The sequence below is a fragment of the Plantibacter sp. Leaf314 genome (assembly GCF_001423185.1).
In the GTDB taxonomy this organism is placed as follows: domain Bacteria; phylum Actinomycetota; class Actinomycetes; order Actinomycetales; family Microbacteriaceae; genus Plantibacter.
In genome coordinates, this window is sequence record NZ_LMOB01000001.1 from 2,065,782 (window position 1) to 2,082,107 (window position 16,326).

The following is a 16,326-nucleotide window of genomic DNA, read 5'->3' on the forward strand; positions in this document are numbered from 1 at the left end:
TGGCGGCGACGGTGCCCGTCACCACGCGAGCTCCATGAGGCCGGTGTTCAACCCCGAGCCGACGCCCATGAGGAGGACGCGGTCGCCCTTGGTGAGGCTCGATTGCTGGTCGGCGAGGGTGATCGGGATGGACGCGGGGCCGACGTTGCCGAGGTAGGGGTAGGTGACGGGCACGCGGCTGCGGTCGAGCGATGCCGCCTTGACCATCGAGTCGGTGTGGATGGACGACACCTGGTGGGTGATGTAGCGGTCCATCTTCGACCAGCGCCACTCGTCGCCGGCGGCTTCCTTCCACGCGGACACGACGAGGTCGAGGCCGCCCTTGAGGAGGGCACGCGCGTCGGTGAACATGCCGTCGACGCTGCCGACGCACAGGTGGTTGAACTCGGTCGCGGCACGGGTGACCCCACCGAGGATGCGGTGACCCTCGGGGTGGCGATCGGCCGGGCCGATGACAGCGGCTGCGGCCCCCGAGCCGAGCGTGAGGGAGGCGAACTCGCTCATGAAGTCGTCGCGGTCGATCGTGCTGCCGCTCAGCCGTTCGATCGTGTTCGCGTGGACCTCGCTCGCGTCCTCACCGTTCACGATGAGCGCGTACTCGATCTGCCCGGACTGGATCATCGCGGCGGCCATCGTCATGCCGGTCACGAACCCCAGGCACGCGTTGGCGATGTCGAAGTTGATCGCGGAGCTCGGGAGCCCCAGTCCGTCGTGGATGCGCACGGCGACGGACGGTTCGAGGTGCTGCCGCGTGACCGAGGTGTTGATCATGAGCCCGATCTGCGACGGCGAGATACCGGCCTCGGCGAGCGCGCGGCGACCGGCGGACACCGTGGCGTCGTCCGAGTTCTCGCCGGGACCCCAGTGTCGTCGTTCGACGACGCCGGCGACCCGTCGCAGGATGCCCTTCGGGAGCCTGGCGCGTTTCATCGCCGCGGCGAGGCCCTCTTCGATCTCCACCGAGGTCACCACTGCGGACGGCAGCGTTCTCGCCACCGACAACATGGCCACATTGTCGAATCGGGTAGTTGCGTTTCCGGTCACGATTCCTCCGTGCCTCTGACCAGGCAGTCTTGACCGCCAGCGTCTGACGGTACTCCTCTACCCTGAACGTGGACGAATCGTGTCCCCGGCGTTGACAGCGGGGGCTCAGCGAAACAGCGCGTCGGAGGAGCCGCGATCCCGCGATCGGCACTGCCGCCCGCGCGACCGGCCGCAGTAGCCTGTGGGGATGACCACCCGCCGCACCCTCGACCAGTCCTCCAAGCTGAAAAGCGTCCTCTACGAGATCCGGGGGAAGGCCCTCGTCGAGGCCGTGCGTCTCGAGGCCGACGGGCACCGCATCCTCAAGCTCAACACCGGCAACCCCGCCATCTTCGACTTCGAGGCTCCGCACCAGATCGTGCGCGACATGATCGCGGCGCTCCCCCACTCCCACGGGTACAGCGACAGCCGCGGCATCCTCTCCGCGCGCCAGGCCGTCTCCTACCGCTACGAGGAGATGGAGGGGTTCCCCCGGGTCGATCCGGAATGGGTGTTCCTCGGCAACGGCGTCTCCGAGCTCATCACGATGACGATGCAGGCCCTCCTCGACGACGGCGACGAGGTCCTCATCCCCGCGCCCGACTACCCGCTGTGGACGGCGATGACGAGCCTCGCGGGTGGCACCCCGGTGCACTACCGCTGCGATGAGGAGGCGGACTGGGCGCCCGACATCGAGGACATCCGCTCCAAGATCACGCCGAACACGAAGGCGATCGTCGTCATCAACCCGAACAACCCCACGGGTGCGGTGTACTCCCGCGAGGTGTTGGAGCAGATCGCCGGGGTCGCCCGTGAGCACGGGCTGCTGCTGCTCGCCGACGAGATCTACGACCGCATCCTGTACGACGACGCCGTCCACATCCCGATGGCGACCGTCGCCCCCGATCTCCTCTGCCTCACGTTCAACGGCCTGTCGAAGACCTACCGCGTCGCCGGCTACCGGTCCGGCTGGCTCGTGATCACGGGGCCGCGTGACCACGCGCGCGGCTTCCTCGAGGGCATCACCCTCCTGGCGTCCACGCGTCTGTGCCCGAACGTGCCGGCGCAGCACGCCGTGCAGGCGGCGCTCTCCGGGGTGCAGTCGATCGACGCCCTCATCGCACCGAGCGGTCGCCTGCTCGAGCAGCGCGACGCCACCTGGGCCGGCCTCAACTCGATCCCCGGGGTCTCCTGCACCAAGCCCATGGGTGCGCTCTACGCCTTCCCGCGCCTCGACCCCGAGGTCCACGAGATCCACGACGACGAGCAGCTCGTCCACGATCTACTGGTGGCGGAGCACATCCTGCTCGTCCAGGGCACGGGCTTCAACTGGCCGGACCCCGACCACCTGCGGGTCGTCACCCTGCCGGAGGAGCGCGTCCTCACCGACGCGATCGAGCGACTCGGCAACTTCCTGTCCTCCTACAAGCAGTAGGCGCTAGACGCCGAGGTACCGGCCCGGCCGGTGGTTCAGCGCGAGGATGAGGTTCAGCAGGACCGCGCCGAGCGCCGACACGAGGACGTTGAGCGGCGGGACCGCGACGAGTGACACGAGCACGACCACGGTGTCGACGGCCATGAGGACGTAGCCGGCTCGGAGGCCGAAGCGGTCCTGGAGGATCAGCGCGACGATGTTGAACCCACCGAGACTGGCTCGGTGTCGGAACAGGATGAGGATGCCGACGCCGCAGAGCACGTTGCCGACGACGGCCGCGTAGAACGGGTCGAGGTGCCCGACCGGCAGGAACAGCGGGTGCACGCCGGACAGCACGGAGACGAGCACGATCGCGCCGCCGCTCCGCAGCGTGAACACCCAGCCCTTGCCGCGGATGGCCAGCAGGAAGAACGGCAGGTTGATCGCGATGAAGAGGACCGGGAACGGCACGGGTGCGAGGTAGCTGACGAGGAGCGACAGACCGGCCGTCCCGCCCGTGACCGCCGACCCGGCCTTGAGGATGAACAGCCCGAACGACACGACCGTCACGCCGACGAGCAGACCGAGGATGTCCTCCACCATGCCGTGACGGATGGGCGACGGGGCCGGGCTCGGCATGGCGGGGGTCTGCTGCGCGCTCGGCTGCTGGGTGCTCATTCCGCCAACGATGCGTCAGCTCGGACCGTTGCGCAACACGGGTAGAGTGCAGTGGTCATCGTGCTCCATTCCCGGCCCGAGAGTGAGCAACATGCCTCATGCAGCGACCATCGACCACCTCGACGCGCGCATCCTGACCGCGCTCGACGACGACCCGTCCATGACGACCCTCGCGCTCGCGCGCACCCTCGGCGTCGCGAGGAACACCGTCCACGCCCGCCTGCGTCGACTCGAGACGAATGGCGCACTGGGCGCCCCGAGTCGCCGGGTGCGACTGTCGGCGCTCGGCTACCCACTCACCGCGTTCATCGAGATCTCCATCCGGCAGGACCTCGCGACGGAGGCCTATGCGGCACTCGAGTCGATCCCGGAGATCGTGGAGGTGCACGCGACCACCGGCGACGCCGATCTCTTCGCGAAGGTCGTCGCGCACGACACGGAGGATCTGCACCGCATCGCCGGCGTCCTGCTCGCCGCGCCGGGGGTGGTCCGGACGAACACGAAGGTCTCGCTCATCGAGGTCATCCCCTACCGTTCGTCGAGCCTCCTCGACCGCCTCGCCGAGGAGCCGTCAGCGGGCTGAGCGGGCGCGCACCACGGCGGCCGTGCCCGCGGCGATCGCGACGACCGTCCCGTAGCCGAGCACCGTGGCGTGGAGCCCGATCGCCGAGGCGAGGAGCCCTGCGATGACGGCCGGGACCCCGAAGGACAGGTACGCGACGATGTAGAGCGCGGCGAACAGCTCGGCGCGTTCGTCGGCCGGCGCGAGCGGGACGAGCGAGGCGATCGTGCCCATGAACGCCGTCCCGAACCCGGTCCCCGCGATGACGACGGCGACCACGGCGATCGGGAGTGAGCCGAGCAGGAGGGCGACGAGCAGGACGATCGTGCCCACGGAGAGCGCGGACGCCCCGTAGACCGCGGCGACGACCGGTCGGCGTCGGTGCAGGACCGCGGCGGCGACGGCCCCGGCGGCCGGCAGCAGTCCGATGAGGAGCGCGCCGCCGAGCTGGCCGTCCACGCCGAGTTCCGTGTGCATGATGCTCGGCCCGAGGGAGAGGAAGAGGCCACCGGTCGCCCAGCCGCCGAGGACGATCGGGATGCTGACGACGAAGAGCCGTCTGGCTTCGGCGGGCACGGCGGCGCGAGGTCGGATGGCCCGCGCCCACCCGGGAGCGAGGGCCGAGGTCTCCGGGACGAGCCGGATGAGCCCGGCGATGAGCAGGTAGGCGACCGCCAGCGGCAGGAACGTCCAGCTCGACGGGTCGGCGACCGTCTGCAGCAGAACACCCGCGAGGATCGTGCCGGCGGCGAGGCCGATCATCGGCGCGATGGCGTTCAGGAGGGTCGCGGCTCGCGGCCGTCCGGGTGGCGCCAGATCGATGATCGTCGCTGAGAGCGTCGAGAGGAGCGCCCCACTGGCGAGCCCTTGGAGCACCCGGGCGAGGTACAGCAGCGTTCCGGAATCGACGTGCCAGAGGAGCAGCATGCTCACGGCGAGCACGACGAATCCGGCCGTGATCACCGGGCGTCGGCCGAGGTGGTCCGAGACCGAGCCGATCGTGAGGAGCGCGACCAGCAGGGCGAGCGCGTAAGCCGAGAAGGCGATGGTGACGCCGATCGGGCCGATGCCGAGCCGCTCCTGGAGCTCCGGGTAGAACGGTGACGGGGCGCTCGCACCGGCGAGCATGAGCGTGCTGCCGAGCCCGGCGAGGACGAAGCCGAACCGGCGGCGAGGAAGCGCACGCTCGCCGGCGGGCATGGTGGGCACGGGTCGGGTCGGGGGTGACGGGGTCGTCGTGTGCACGGGGCGGCTTCCTTTGGTTCCAAAAATGTCGAACGATTGGACGATACGCGCTTCCCGGTGATTGTTCAACTATTATCGAACCATGCCAGCGCCCGCCGATCTCGCACACCCCGACCGCGAGGCGATCGAGCTGCCGGCCGTCCTCTTCGCGCTGAGCGATCCGGACCGGCTCGAGATGGTGCGGCAGCTCCGGGACGGGCCCATGGACGCCGCGAACTGCACCGCACTCGACCCCACGATCCCGAAGTCGACGAAGTCCCACCTCATGAAGGTGCTCCGCGAGGCCGGCGTCATCCGGAACGAGCCGAACGGTCGCCGCCGCACGCTCACCCTCCGCACAGACGACCTCGACTCGCGATTCCCCGGCCTGCTCGACGCCGTCCTCGACGCGGACTGATCGACCGCACCCACGCCTCGGACTCACGGCGCCCGGACGGGAACTGCCAGAATCGTCAGTGCGGTGATCGACCGCGCACACGACGAACGGGGGACGGGGAACATGGGAACGCTGCGGTACGGGAACGAGGCGCTGGAGCTCGAGGATCGGACCCTCGCCCACGTGCAGATGGTCGTCGTCTCGAAGCTCCGCAAGGGCGAGGCGTTCCTGCTGTCCTGGACCATCGACCCGGCTCACGGCTCCGGCCGCTACGCGATCTGGATCGAGACCGGCGTGCCCATCGTCTTCCGGTTCACGGGTTCGCGCCCGGTCGCGCTCAACCGCGCGTGGTTGCAGGCCATGCTCGATCGCACCTACACGCCGGCAGGCCTCGAGCTGATGCCCGAGGGCGACTACCCCGAGAAGCCCGGCGACAGCTGAGGTGACGCCCGGCACGAGCCCGGGTAGCACAAGCGATACGGCCGTTCAAGCATCGGCTGCCCGACGGGTGCTCGATTACCATCGAGACCATCGAAGGTCGGGGACTTCTGAGAGTCGGCTCGAGCGGTGCCTGGAGGGCCTGCAGCGCGTGGTCGAAATCGTCGAAGACATTCGGAGGCGGGTCGCACGGATCAGACCGTGGGGCCCGCCTCGTACGTCTCACCGCCGATGCGGCGGCCGGTCGGGGCGCCGATCAGTGCTGCGCGTCGGCGACGTCCTCCGGCGACCGGTCGATCGAGTCGACGGCCTCGCGCATGCGGTCGAGGAAGTCGACGATGCCGGCCGCGATCTCCGGTTCGATCCCGGTGGTCGCCTCCATCATGCGGTGGTGCATGTGACTGAGCGTCTTGCGGACCTCGGCGTCGGCGAAGTCGGTGGTCGACACGGTCACGCGCCGACGGTCGGTCTCGCTCGGCCGGCGGACCACGTGGCCCGCCGCCTCCAAGCGGTCGAGCATGACCGTGACCGATGAGGTCTTGATGCCGAGGTAGGCACCGAGGTCCGTGGGGCTGACCAGGCGGTGGTCCTGCTTGGCGCGCAGCATGAAGCGCAGGGCCAGCAGGTCGTTCTCGCCCATGTGCATCTCGTCGCGGGTGCGGCGACGCATGGCGGCCTCTGCAGCGCGGTACAGACGCATGGCTTCGAGCATGCGGCGTCCGCGCTCGTGCTCGTCCTGTTCGTACCAGTAGTGCTGTGCTGCAACGGCTTCGGCGCTCATGAAGTCCAACAGTAGTGGTTCTCGTAACGAGATCGTCTAGCGGAGTGCTGATCGTGATGTCAAGTGGGGTTCATGCAGACGCATGGATCGCTAGATTCTCTAACAACACCCACCACGAACGAGGAGCAGTCATGAGCACGGTGCTGGAGCGAGGCGCGACGACCATGGTCGCTTGGGCCGAGCCGGACGCGACCCTCTGGGTCGCCTCGATCGACGGCGAGTACGCCGGGATGGTCGAGTTCCGGGACGGCCGGTTCGTGGCCGCCTCGAGCACCGGGAAGGACCTCGGGATCTTCGTCTCCCTGCTCCGCGCGAAGGAAGCGGTGGAGAACGGTCCGGCGAAGTCGCTCCCCTTTCCGTACGTCGCCACGGTCGCCGCGTCCGCGCTCGTGTCCGCGACCGCCGTCGCCTTCACCGCGTTCGCCGTCCTCTGACCCTTCCGTGAAGCGCTCACTCGAGCTCCTCCCGGACGGCATCCTCGCCGAACGCGCCGCCGACGGAGACGTCGCCGCGTTCGAGGTGATCGTGTTCCGACACGGTTCCCTCATGCGTGCGTACGCCGTGCGCGTGCTCGGGGAACGGTCCGAGGCGGAGGACGTCGTCCAGGACGTGCTCATCCAGGCCTGGGGACAATTGGACCGGCTGAACGACCCGAACGCCGTGAAGTCCTGGCTCATGCGCATGGTCTCCAACCGCGCGATCGACCGCCTCCGACGCCGACGCGAACACAGCGACATCGAGGATTGGAATGCCCCCGCACCGTCCCATCAGTCCCCGGAACGCGTCGTCGAGGTGCGCATGCAGATGAGCGCCCTCGCAATGGTCCTCGACGGCCTCCCCGCCATGCAGCGCGAGTGCTGGATGCTCAAGGAGACGGGCGGCCTCTCCTACGTGGAGATCGCCGAGTCGCTCGGCGTGCCGGCGTCGACGGTCCGTGGGCAGCTCGCTCGGGCCAGACAGACCGTCCTGCGCGAGATGGAGGTGTGGCGATGAACGACGACGTCGACCCCGAGGCGACCCTCGACGGCCTCGACGGCGCGGACCTCGACGGACACACGATCGACGAACTCTCCGAGTACCTCGACCGCGGCCGTGAACCGCGCGACGCGAGCATCGAGGACTCCCCCGGCTGCCAGCTCGCCTTGGACGCCCTGCTCCGCCTCCGCACCCAGACCTGGGCGCTCCTCAAGTCGGAAGCCGCGACCCACTCGGAGCACGACCGCTCCTGGATGCACGCCGTCCTGCAGAACATCTCGCTCGAGGCGCACGCCGGTCGCGACATCCCCCTGAGGCACCCGGATCCCGAGGTGCGTTTGCACCTGACCGAGGGCTCGGTCCGCACCCTGATCCGCGGGGTCGGCGACGACGTCGGCGGCGCGATCATCGGACGTGTCCGCCTCGACGGCGACGTCACCGTGCTCGACGCACCGGTCACGGTCGCGATCACGGCCTCGGCGGCCTTCGGCAACAACCTGGAGCAGCTGTCGCAGCGGATCCGCGATCGCGTCACCGCGGAACTCGCGATCCACACCGAGCTCAACGTCACCGCCGTAGACGTCACGATCATCGACATCCACACGCAGCGCCTCATGCGGCCGGAGGACTCCTGATGGACACCGAGGTGGAACTCTCGCGGCTGCTGACCACCGCCGTCGCCGCGACGCCGGGCGTGACGGCGGTGTACGCGTCCGGGTCGCCGGTCCGAGCCGTGCTGCGTGTCGCCACCGAGGCGTTCGGCCGGGAGGACGAACCGGCGAAGGTGGCCGTCACCCGTGGGGACGACGGCGCCGTGGTGGTGCGCGTGACGATCGGCGTGACCGACGGGACGCCCGTCCCGGCGACCACGCGGCTCGTCGGCGATGCGATCCGCTCGGTCCTGCTCAAGCGCGACGGTGCGGCGGCGATCACCGGGATCGACGTCCGGGTGTGCCGGATCGAGGAGGGCGCGGCCCCCATCCGCTGACCCGTCTCAGACCGGCGCCGGCTCCTGCTGCGACGGTGGTGCGGTGCCGACGGTGCGCTGCCGGTGGCGTCGCTCGATCGCCTGGCCCGCGTAGCTCGCGACGATGATGAGGGCGGCGCCCAACGCCCCCAGCGGCCCGATCGCCTCGCCGGCGACGAGCACACCGACGAGGAGCGCCCAGACGGGTTCCGTCCCCATGAGGATGCTCGCCCGGGACGCCGAGGTCCGGCGGACGGCCCACAGCTGGACGACGAACGCGAACACCGAGCACAGCAGGCCGAGGAAGAGCACGTCGACCCAACCGCGGGCGTCAAGTCGGGAGACGGCCGTCGCGAGTCCGCCGCCGGCGAGCAGCGAGAACGCGCCAGCGCAGACGACCATCTGGACGAGGACCACTCCGAGGGTGCTGTCCCGACGGCCCCGCGTCAGGTGCGCGCTCGACGTCACGTGGACGGCACGGACGACCGCGGCGGCGATCACGAGCGCGTCGCCCGCGGTGGGTGCGCGGAGACCTCCGTCGGACACGAGCAGGGCCACGCCGACCACGGCGGCGACCGCCGCCACGAAGTAGGAGCGCGGCAGCCAGGATCGCGAGGCGACGCCGTCGAGGACGGGGGTCATGACGAGCGCGAGACTGATGAGCAGCCCCGCGTTGGTCGCGGACGTCAGGTGCACGCCCCAGGTCTCCAGGCCGATGATCGCCGCCTGCGAGCAGCCGAGTCCCGCCGCGATGAGCAACCCGCGGCCGCGCGGCAACCGTTCCCGGCGCACGAGGCAGATGAGTCCGACCGCGATCACCGCGACGAGGAACCGGAGGGCGACCGCTGACGGCACCCCCGTGACCGCCGCGAGGTCTTTGGCGGCGAGGAAGCTCGCGCCCCAGACGGCAGCCACGCCGACGAGGAGGATGTCGACGAGGAGTTCAGCGGGTGCGCGGCGGGCCATGCCGCTACTCTCCAGGAGACGGACACGGTAGAACAACGGCCAGTGTCTGGATCGACGATGAAGGAGATGCGCATGGACCCGGCCCGACTCCGCCTCCTCCGAGAACTGGGTGACCGCGGCAGTGTGGTCGCCGTCGCCCAGGCGCTCCACGTGAGCCCCTCCGCCGTCTCGCAGCAGCTCGCCGCCCTGCAGGCGACCCTGCCGGTGCCGCTCACCGAGAAACGTGGCCGACGGCTCGTGCTCACCGAGGCCGGTGAGGCTCTCGCCGTCGCAGCCGCACGGGTCGAGGAGGCGCTCGCGGAGGCGCGGGAGGCCGTCGACTCCTTCCTCCAGCACGAGCAGCGCCCGGTCAGCGTGTCCGCGTTCCACAGCGCCGGGCTCGCACTCTTCGGCCCCCTGCTGACCGCGGTGGGGTCGCCGGGGAGCACCGGGCCGGCCGGCCCCGTCCCGCGCCTCCTGCTCGCCGACGCCGACGTCGCCCAGGACCGCTTCGCCAGCCTCACCGCCGACTACGACCTCGTGGTCGCCCACCGCCTCCCCCACGAACCGGCCTGGCCGCTCGACCGGCTGGTCGTGACCCCGCTGCTCGTCGAACCACTCGACATCGCCATGCACGAGGCGCACCCGCTCGCCGCGCAGCCTGAGGTCCGCCCGGAAGACCTCCGCGACGAACCCTGGATCTCCACGCACGAGGGCTTCCCGCTCGCCGGGGTGCTCCACCACCTCGGCGCCATGAGCGGGCAGGCGCCGCGGATCGACCACCGCATCAACGAGTTCTCCGTCGCCGCCCAGGTGGTCCGCACCGGTGCCGCGATCGCGGTCATGCCGCGGACGACCGCCGCTCCCCTGGCGGTCGACGGCATGGTCCTCCGCCCGGTCGCGGGCGCCGTCCTCGTCCGCCACGTCGACGTCCTGGCGCGGCCCGAGGCGATGGCGCGGACCACCGTCCGGACGGTGCTCGCCGCACTCCTGCGGGTGGCGGTCGACGCCGCCCGCTGACCACGTATCAGCCCTCCGACGAGACGTCCACCCCCCGTCACCCACGCCTCGGGAGGCGCAGGGTGGAAGGACAACGACGAAGGAGCATCCATGCGCGCACTCACGTACCAGGGTCGCCGTTCGGTGTCGGTCGAGACCGTCCCGGACCCCGCGATCACCGCCCCGACCGACGCGATCATCCGCGTCACCTCGGCAGCCATCTGCGGCTCCGACCTCCACCTCTACGAACTCTTCGGCCCGTTCCTCGACCGCGGCGACGTCCTCGGCCACGAGACCATGGGCGTCGTCGAAGCCGTCGGCTCCGAGGTCACCCGCGTCTCCGTCGGCGACCGCGTGGTCATCCCGTTCACCATCGCGTGCGGCGAGTGCTTCATGTGTCGCAACGGCCTGCAGTCGCAGTGCGAGACCACCCAGGTGACCGAGCACGGCAGCGGCGCCTCGCTGTACGGCTACACGAAGCTCTACGGCCAGGTGCCCGGCGGGCAGGCCGAGTTCCTGCAGGTGCGGCTCGCCGACGCCAACTGCATCGTCGTCGGCCGCGAGCTGCCCGACGAGTCCTACCTGTACCTGAGCGACATCCTCCCGACGGCCTGGCAGGGCGTCGAGTACGCCGAGGTTCCCGAGGGCGGCTCGATCACCGTGCTCGGCCTCGGTCCCGTCGGCCAGCTGGCCGCCCGCATCGCCAAGCACCGCGGCCTCGAGGTCTTCGCCGTCGACCCGGTCCCGGAGCGTCGCGCGCTCGCCGAGCGACACGGCATCCGCGCCCTCGACCTGTCCGACGACCTCGTCGCGGAACTCCGTGACGCCACCGGCGGACGGGGACCCGACGGCGTGGTCGACGCCGTCGGCATGGAGGCGCACGGTTCACCGGTCGCCGCCGCCGCGCAGACCGCGGTCGGGCTGCTTCCCGACGCGGTCGCCCGACCGGCGATGGAGCACGCGGGCATCGACCGCCTCGCCGCCCTGCACACGGCACTCGACCTCGTCCGCCGTGGCGGTGTCGTGTCGCTCAGCGGTGTCTACGCCGGTGAGGCGGACATCATGCCGATGAAGTCGATGTTCGACAAGCAGGTGTCGCTCCGGATGGGCCAGTGCAACGTCGCCCGCTGGATCCCGACGCTCCTGCCGCTCGTCGAGGACAGCGCCGATCCGCTCGGCGTCCTCGACCTCGCGACGCACCGAGTGCCGCTCGACGAGGCCCCCGCCATGTACGAGACGTTCCAGAAGAAGGAGGACGGCTGCATCAAGGTCGTCCTGAAGCCCTCGGCGTAACCGCTAACCGCACGAAACGACCCGCGCCGATCACTCGGCGCGGGTCGTTCTCATCGCAGTACTGCGTCACCAGTCGCTCGGACCGGCGCTCCCCGCCTCGTACTCCTCGAGCGTCGTCTCGCCCGCGGCCCACGCGTTCACCACGGGGGTGACGATGCGCCAGCACTGCTCGGCGATGTCGCCGCGGACCGAGAGCAGGGTGTTCTCCTGCAGCAGGCCGGCGAGGACCTGCGCGTAGGCGCTCAGGGTCGCCGCACCCGGGTCGGCCTCCAGCTCGACGCGCCGCAGCCCGTCCACGTCGTCGGCGCCGGTGACGATGAGGTCCAGGTGCACGGCGCCGCCCTTGAGCGACATGCGGAGGACGGTGTCGGACGGTCCGTCGGGAGCGTCCAGACCGGTCGGCACCGCGGAACGACGGAAGTGCACGGCGACCTCACGACGCGGGTCGCTGATGCCCTTGCCGGAGCGCAGGACGAACGGCACGCCCTGCCAGCGCGGGGTGTCGACCTGCAGGAGGATCTGCGCGAGCGTCTCCGTGTCGCGCGTGGGGTCGACGTCGGGCTCGTCCACGTAGGAGGGGAAGAAGCGCTCGCCCACCCGACCCTCGGTGTAGCGGGCGCGACGGGCGGTCGACGGATCGTCCTTCCAGAGGCGCACCGCCCCGAGGACCTCGGCGATGCGGTCGTGGACGTCCGTCGGCGTCACCGCGTCGGGCCGCTCCATCGCCGTGAGCGCGAGCACCATGAGGAGGTGGCTCTGCAGCATGTCGCGCAGCGCCCCCGTCTGGTCGTAGAACTTGGCGCGACCCTCGAGACCGAGCTCCTCGTCGTAGAAGATCTCGACCTTCTCGATCTGCTCCGCATTCCAGCCCGCCTCGAGCAGCCGGTTGCCGAAGCGCAGGCCGAGCATCCCGAGGACGGTCGCGTTGCCGAGGAAGTGGTCGATCCGCCACAGCCGCTCCTCGGGCACGACGTCGGCGAGCGCCGCGTTGAGCGCCTGCGCGTCGGCGAGGTCGTCGCCGAACGGCTTCTCGATGGCGATGAGGAGGTCGTCGGGCAGGTCGATCTGCGCGAGGGCTTCGGCGACCTTGCGTCCGGCCGAGGGCGGCAGGGCGATGTAGAGGATCGGCGAGCCGGTGCAGGCGTCGAGGAGCGCTCGGAGTTCGTCCGGGTCTGAGGCGTCGGTCGGGATGAACTCGGTGGTCGACACGAGCGCGTCGACGGTCCGGTCGCCGATGCCGGCGTCCTCGAGGCTCGCCCGCACGGTGGCTCGCCACTCCTCGTTCGCCTGCGGCGTGCGGGCGGCTCCGATGATCTGCAGGGAGAGACCGCGCGCGGCGTCGACGACCTCGCCGAGGCCGGGGATCAGGAGCCGCTTCGCCAGGTCGCCGTTGGCGCCGAGGATCGCGATGGTGCGCTTCGTGGGTTCGAGGGATTCCGCATCGGGGATGCCGGGCTGGTCGTCGGGATCGGGCTGATTGGTGGTGTCGGACTGATCGCTCATGGTCCCATCCTCACCGAACCGGCTGCGAGACGCTCGGGGTTGCGGTGGCCCGGGCCCCCGGTCACTGAGCCGCACTCCGGTCCCTGAGCTTGTCGAAGGGCTCACGCCGAGTCGCGGACCACGAGTTCCGTCGGGAGGGTGATCGCCGCGGGGCGCTCGCCCTCGATGACCTGCAGCAGCAACCGCACCATCTCGGCACTGATCCGCTCGAACGGCTGCCGCATGGTCGTCAACGCCGGCTCGGTGCCGAGCGCGATGCTCGAGTCGTCGAAGCCGCCGACGGCGACGTCCTCGGGGACCCGCTTCCCGGCGGCGTGCAGGGCGTCGATCGCGCCGGCGGCCATGCGGTCGTTGGCGACGAACACGGCGTCGATCGTCGGGTCGGCCGCCAGCAGCTCGCGCATGGCCGCCTCGCCGCTCGCCCGTCCGTAGTCGCCGTGCCGCACGAGCCGTTCGTCGAACGCGTCGCCGAGTTCCAGCCGGTAGCCCTCGAGCCGCGTCACCCCTCCCGGGGTGTCTGCCGGACCGGCGACGGTCGCGATGCGCTCGCGGCCGAGGCTCCGCAGGTGGGCCACCATCTCGCGCGCCCCCTCGAGGTCGTCGGCGGCCACATAGCCGAGACGCTTCTGGAATCCGAGCGGGATGCCACAGGCGATCGCCGGCACCTTCGAATCGACGATGTCACTGATGAGTCGCTGCCCACTGTGCGCCGAGACCAGCAGTACGCCGTCGACGTGTCCGGCCTCGATATACGCGAGAGCACGCTCCTGCTCGGCCGCGCTGCCCGCCATGATGAGCACGAGCGACAGCTGCCGTTCGGCGAGCGCCTGGGCGGCCCCCGTCAGCAGCATGGAGAAGTTGGGGTCTTCGAAGAGCAGTTGGTGGTTCTCGGTGAGGAGGAACGCGACGGAGCCGGTGCGGTTCGTGGCGAGGCTGCGGGCGTGGGGGTTGACCCGGTACCCGGTCTTGCGGATGGCCGCGTCGACCGCGGCTTTCGCGTCCTGGCTCACCCATCGGCCGCCGTTCAGCACCCGCGAGACGGTGCCGCGGGAGACGCCGGCGGCCTCCGCGACGTCGTCGATCGTCGGGCGCCGACGGGACGGGACGGTGGTCATCCCGTCAGCCTAGTGCGGGGGCGTTCCGCGGTCCGATGGGCGCTGCACCGCGTGCCACCGTGCCTCACGCCACCGCGCCTCACGCCACCGTGCTTCATGCCTTCACAGCGCCGGCGGCGAGGTCGACGCGCCAGAACCGCTGCAGGATGAGGAAGATCAGGATGAGCGGGACGATCGCAAGCAGCGCACCGGTGATCACGAGCGTGTAGAGCGCCGGTGCCGAGGCGCCCTGGTTGAGGAGCCCGTTGAGCCCCACGGTGATGGGGAACAGCGAGTCGTCGCCGAGCATGATGTACGGCAGCATGAAGTTGTTCCAGATGGCGACGAACTGGAACAGGAAGATCGTGACGAGACCGGGCAGCATCATCGGCATCGCGATCCGTCCGAAGATCCGGAACTCGCCGGCACCCTCGGTGCGGGCGGCCTCGATGACGTCGGTCGGCACGGCTGCGGCCGCGTAGATGCGGGCGAGGTAGATGCCGTACGGACTGATGATCTGCGGCAGCAGCACACCCCAGAACGTGTTCGTGAGGCCGACGTTCGCGAGCAGGAAGTACTGCGGGATCGCGAGGATCACGCCGGGCACGAGGACGCCCATGAGCAGGATGCTGAAGACGGTCCGCTTGCCGGGGAAGTCGAACTTCGCGAGCACGTAGCCGGAGATCGCGGAGACCCAGGTGGAGGCGATCGCACCGATGCCCGCGTACAGCGCCGTGTTCACCATCCAGCGCCAGAACAGTCCGTCCCGGTACTGGGTGAGCTCGACGATGTTGTCGAACAGGTGGGTGCTCGGCATGAGGGTGAAGGTGGAGAACAGCTCGCCGCTGCTCTTCGTCGACGCCATGAGCACCCAGAACACGGGGAACAGGCAGTAGATCGCGCCGAGGATGAGGATGCCGGTCGAGATCCCGCTGGGTCGGTCGGACCGCATGGTCGTGCTGCCGGCGCGCTCGCGGCGACGCGGGCTGGCCGTCTTGTCGGGTCGAAGGGTGGTCGTCATGTGTCAGTCCTCCTGACCGAAGGCTCGCTTCTGCACGACCCGGAGGAAGAGGAAGGAGACGATGAAGGTGGCGACGGCGATGATGATCGAGGTCGCGGCGGCCGAGTAGATGTCGTCGCGGGTGAACGCGTCGCGGTAGACGAGCATGAGTGGCGACCAGCTCGTGGACAGGCTGTTGGTGAGCGGTCGGAGCGTGGTGGGTTCGGCGAACACCTGCAGCGTCGCGACCATGGAGAACAGCGCGGTCATCACGAGGGCCGGGGCGACGATCGGGATCTTGATCCGCAGGGCGATCTGGACCTCGCTCGCACCGTCGATGCGGGCGGCTTCGTAGATCTCGCTCGGCACGGCCTTGAGCGAGGTGTAGATGACGATCATGTTGAAGCCGACGCCACCCCAGAGGGCGATGTTCGCGATGCCGAAGATGATCGTGCCGGACGACAGGATCTCGGGGGCGTTCCACCCGAGGCTGTCGAAGATCGCGTAGAAGGGGCTCACCGCAGGCAGGTAGAGGAAGCCCCAGAGCAGCGAGCTGATCACGGCGGGCACCGCGTAGGGCAGGAAGATCGAGATCCGCGAGAAGGAGACCGCCCGCGTGCGTCGGGAGTCGAGCAGCAGCGCGAAGAGGAGTGCGAGGCCGAGCATGCACGGGATGAGGATGAGGCCGTACAGCAGCACCCGGCCGACACTCGCCGCGAACTCCGCATCGCCGAAGGCGCCGAGGTAGTTCTCGAAACCGGCGAACGCGGTCGTGCGTCCACCGGAGCCGAGGCCGAGGCCCGTCACCTGCTTCTTCTGGAAGCTGAGGAACAGCGTGTACACGATGGGCGCGGCCATGAACACGAGGAACAGGATGATGCCGGGGGCGAGCATCACGTACGGGATGAGGACCCGGTTCTTCAGGTTCTTCCGCGACCGGGCCGGTCGGCGCGAGCCGCGGGGCGGGTCCTGGGTGGGCCGGATCGTGTCCAGCGTCGATGGTGCAGCCATGCCGGGTCCTTGGGTCGAGTGC

The 16,326-nt window shown here is 70.0% G+C and carries 19 protein-coding genes; 10 read left to right on the plus strand and 9 right to left on the minus strand.

Features of this window, described 5'->3' with window-relative positions:
* Positions 1 to 18 precede the first annotated feature (18 nt).
* Entirely contained in the window at positions 19 to 1,005 is a 987-nt protein-coding gene (locus ASF68_RS09775) for a 3-oxoacyl-ACP synthase III (protein ID WP_056009745.1), read from the minus strand.
* 226 nt (positions 1,006 to 1,231) lie between these two features.
* Between ASF68_RS09775 and ASF68_RS09780 the strand changes: the two genes are divergently transcribed.
* Complete coding sequence (locus tag ASF68_RS09780) at positions 1,232 to 2,458, plus strand: pyridoxal phosphate-dependent aminotransferase (protein WP_056009747.1); 1,227 nt, start codon at positions 1,232 to 1,234, stop codon at positions 2,456 to 2,458.
* A 3-nt stretch (positions 2,459 to 2,461) separates the two neighbouring features.
* Here ASF68_RS09780 and ASF68_RS09785 read toward each other — a convergent pair whose 3' ends face one another.
* A complete protein-coding gene (locus ASF68_RS09785) occupies positions 2,462 to 3,115 on the minus strand; it encodes a YitT family protein (RefSeq protein ID WP_056009749.1) in 654 nt (217 codons plus the stop codon).
* Positions 3,116 to 3,206: 91 nt separating this feature from the next.
* Between ASF68_RS09785 and ASF68_RS09790 the strand changes: the two genes are divergently transcribed.
* Positions 3,207 to 3,698, plus strand: a complete 492-nt coding sequence (locus tag ASF68_RS09790; RefSeq protein ID WP_056009751.1) for an Lrp/AsnC family transcriptional regulator — start codon at positions 3,207 to 3,209, stop codon at positions 3,696 to 3,698.
* Here the strand turns inward: ASF68_RS09790 and ASF68_RS09795 are convergent.
* Complete coding sequence (locus tag ASF68_RS09795; protein ID WP_200936415.1) at positions 3,687 to 4,922, minus strand: MFS transporter; 1,236 nt, start codon at positions 4,920 to 4,922, stop codon at positions 3,687 to 3,689. The two genes, ASF68_RS09790 and ASF68_RS09795, sit on opposite strands and share 12 nt — an antisense overlap.
* Positions 4,923 to 5,004: 82 nt before the next feature.
* Between ASF68_RS09795 and ASF68_RS09800 the strand changes: the two genes are divergently transcribed.
* Positions 5,005 to 5,319, plus strand: coding sequence for a helix-turn-helix transcriptional regulator (locus ASF68_RS09800; RefSeq protein ID WP_056009753.1), 315 nt, complete (start codon positions 5,005 to 5,007; stop codon positions 5,317 to 5,319).
* Positions 5,320 to 5,382: 63 nt separating this feature from the next.
* Positions 5,383 to 5,739 (plus strand): hypothetical protein, encoded by a 357-nt coding sequence (locus tag ASF68_RS09805; protein WP_082498562.1) that lies wholly within the window; start codon positions 5,383 to 5,385, stop codon positions 5,737 to 5,739.
* Between the two features lie 253 nt (positions 5,740 to 5,992).
* Here ASF68_RS09805 and ASF68_RS09810 read toward each other — a convergent pair whose 3' ends face one another.
* Positions 5,993 to 6,517, minus strand: a complete 525-nt coding sequence (locus ASF68_RS09810) for a MarR family winged helix-turn-helix transcriptional regulator (protein WP_056009755.1) — start codon at positions 6,515 to 6,517, stop codon at positions 5,993 to 5,995.
* A 131-nt stretch (positions 6,518 to 6,648) separates the two neighbouring features.
* On the opposite strand from ASF68_RS09810, the gene ASF68_RS09815 reads away from it, so the two are divergent.
* From ASF68_RS09815 to ASF68_RS09830, 4 genes are read left to right on the plus strand one after another with little or no spacing between them, the layout of a single operon-like run.
* Complete coding sequence (locus ASF68_RS09815) at positions 6,649 to 6,951, plus strand: hypothetical protein (protein WP_056009757.1); 303 nt, start codon at positions 6,649 to 6,651, stop codon at positions 6,949 to 6,951.
* Positions 6,952 to 6,958: 7 nt separating this feature from the next.
* Positions 6,959 to 7,510: an RNA polymerase sigma factor gene (locus tag ASF68_RS09820; protein WP_056009759.1), complete on the plus strand. Its 552-nt coding sequence runs from the start codon at positions 6,959 to 6,961 to the stop codon at positions 7,508 to 7,510.
* Positions 7,507 to 8,127: an Asp23/Gls24 family envelope stress response protein gene (locus ASF68_RS09825; protein WP_056011709.1), complete on the plus strand. Its 621-nt coding sequence runs from the start codon at positions 7,507 to 7,509 to the stop codon at positions 8,125 to 8,127. Before ASF68_RS09820 ends, ASF68_RS09825 begins: the two co-directional genes overlap by 4 nt.
* Positions 8,127 to 8,480, plus strand: coding sequence for a hypothetical protein (locus ASF68_RS09830; protein ID WP_056009761.1), 354 nt, complete (start codon positions 8,127 to 8,129; stop codon positions 8,478 to 8,480). The genes ASF68_RS09825 and ASF68_RS09830 overlap by 1 nt, the downstream gene beginning before the upstream one ends.
* A 6-nt stretch (positions 8,481 to 8,486) precedes the next feature.
* Here the strand turns inward: ASF68_RS09830 and ASF68_RS09835 are convergent, their stop codons facing one another.
* On the minus strand, positions 8,487 to 9,425 hold the full coding sequence (locus ASF68_RS09835) for a DMT family transporter (RefSeq protein WP_056009763.1): 939 nt from the start codon (positions 9,423 to 9,425) through the stop codon (positions 8,487 to 8,489).
* Positions 9,426 to 9,497: 72 nt separating this feature from the next.
* Between ASF68_RS09835 and ASF68_RS09840 the strand changes: the two genes are divergently transcribed.
* Together ASF68_RS09840 and ASF68_RS09845 are read left to right on the plus strand one after the other, a co-directional pair.
* Positions 9,498 to 10,424 carry a LysR family transcriptional regulator gene (locus ASF68_RS09840; RefSeq protein ID WP_056011713.1) on the plus strand — a complete coding sequence of 309 codons (927 nt, stop codon included), beginning with the start codon at positions 9,498 to 9,500 and terminating at the stop codon, positions 10,422 to 10,424.
* Positions 10,425 to 10,514: 90 nt separating this feature from the next.
* On the plus strand, positions 10,515 to 11,696 hold the full coding sequence (locus ASF68_RS09845) for an alcohol dehydrogenase catalytic domain-containing protein (protein ID WP_056009765.1): 1,182 nt from the start codon (positions 10,515 to 10,517) through the stop codon (positions 11,694 to 11,696).
* Positions 11,697 to 11,762: 66 nt separating this feature from the next.
* Here ASF68_RS09845 and ASF68_RS09850 read toward each other — a convergent pair whose 3' ends face one another.
* The 4 genes from ASF68_RS09850 to ASF68_RS09865 all read right to left on the minus strand — a co-directional run bounded on the left by ASF68_RS09850 (position 11,763) and on the right by ASF68_RS09865 (position 16,187).
* The gene (locus ASF68_RS09850) at positions 11,763 to 13,199 is read right to left on the minus strand and encodes a glucose-6-phosphate dehydrogenase (protein ID WP_082498563.1); all 1,437 of its coding nucleotides are present in this window, start codon (positions 13,197 to 13,199) and stop codon (positions 11,763 to 11,765) included.
* 101 nt (positions 13,200 to 13,300) lie between these two features.
* Positions 13,301 to 14,314, minus strand: coding sequence for a LacI family DNA-binding transcriptional regulator (locus tag ASF68_RS09855; protein ID WP_056009767.1), 1,014 nt, complete (start codon positions 14,312 to 14,314; stop codon positions 13,301 to 13,303).
* A 94-nt stretch (positions 14,315 to 14,408) separates the two neighbouring features.
* Positions 14,409 to 15,314, minus strand: a complete 906-nt coding sequence (locus ASF68_RS09860; protein ID WP_082455980.1) for a carbohydrate ABC transporter permease — start codon at positions 15,312 to 15,314, stop codon at positions 14,409 to 14,411.
* Positions 15,315 to 15,317: 3 nt separating this feature from the next.
* Positions 15,318 to 16,187 (minus strand): carbohydrate ABC transporter permease, encoded by an 870-nt coding sequence (locus ASF68_RS09865; protein WP_235522636.1) that lies wholly within the window; start codon positions 16,185 to 16,187, stop codon positions 15,318 to 15,320.
* Positions 16,188 to 16,326 lie beyond the last annotated feature (139 nt).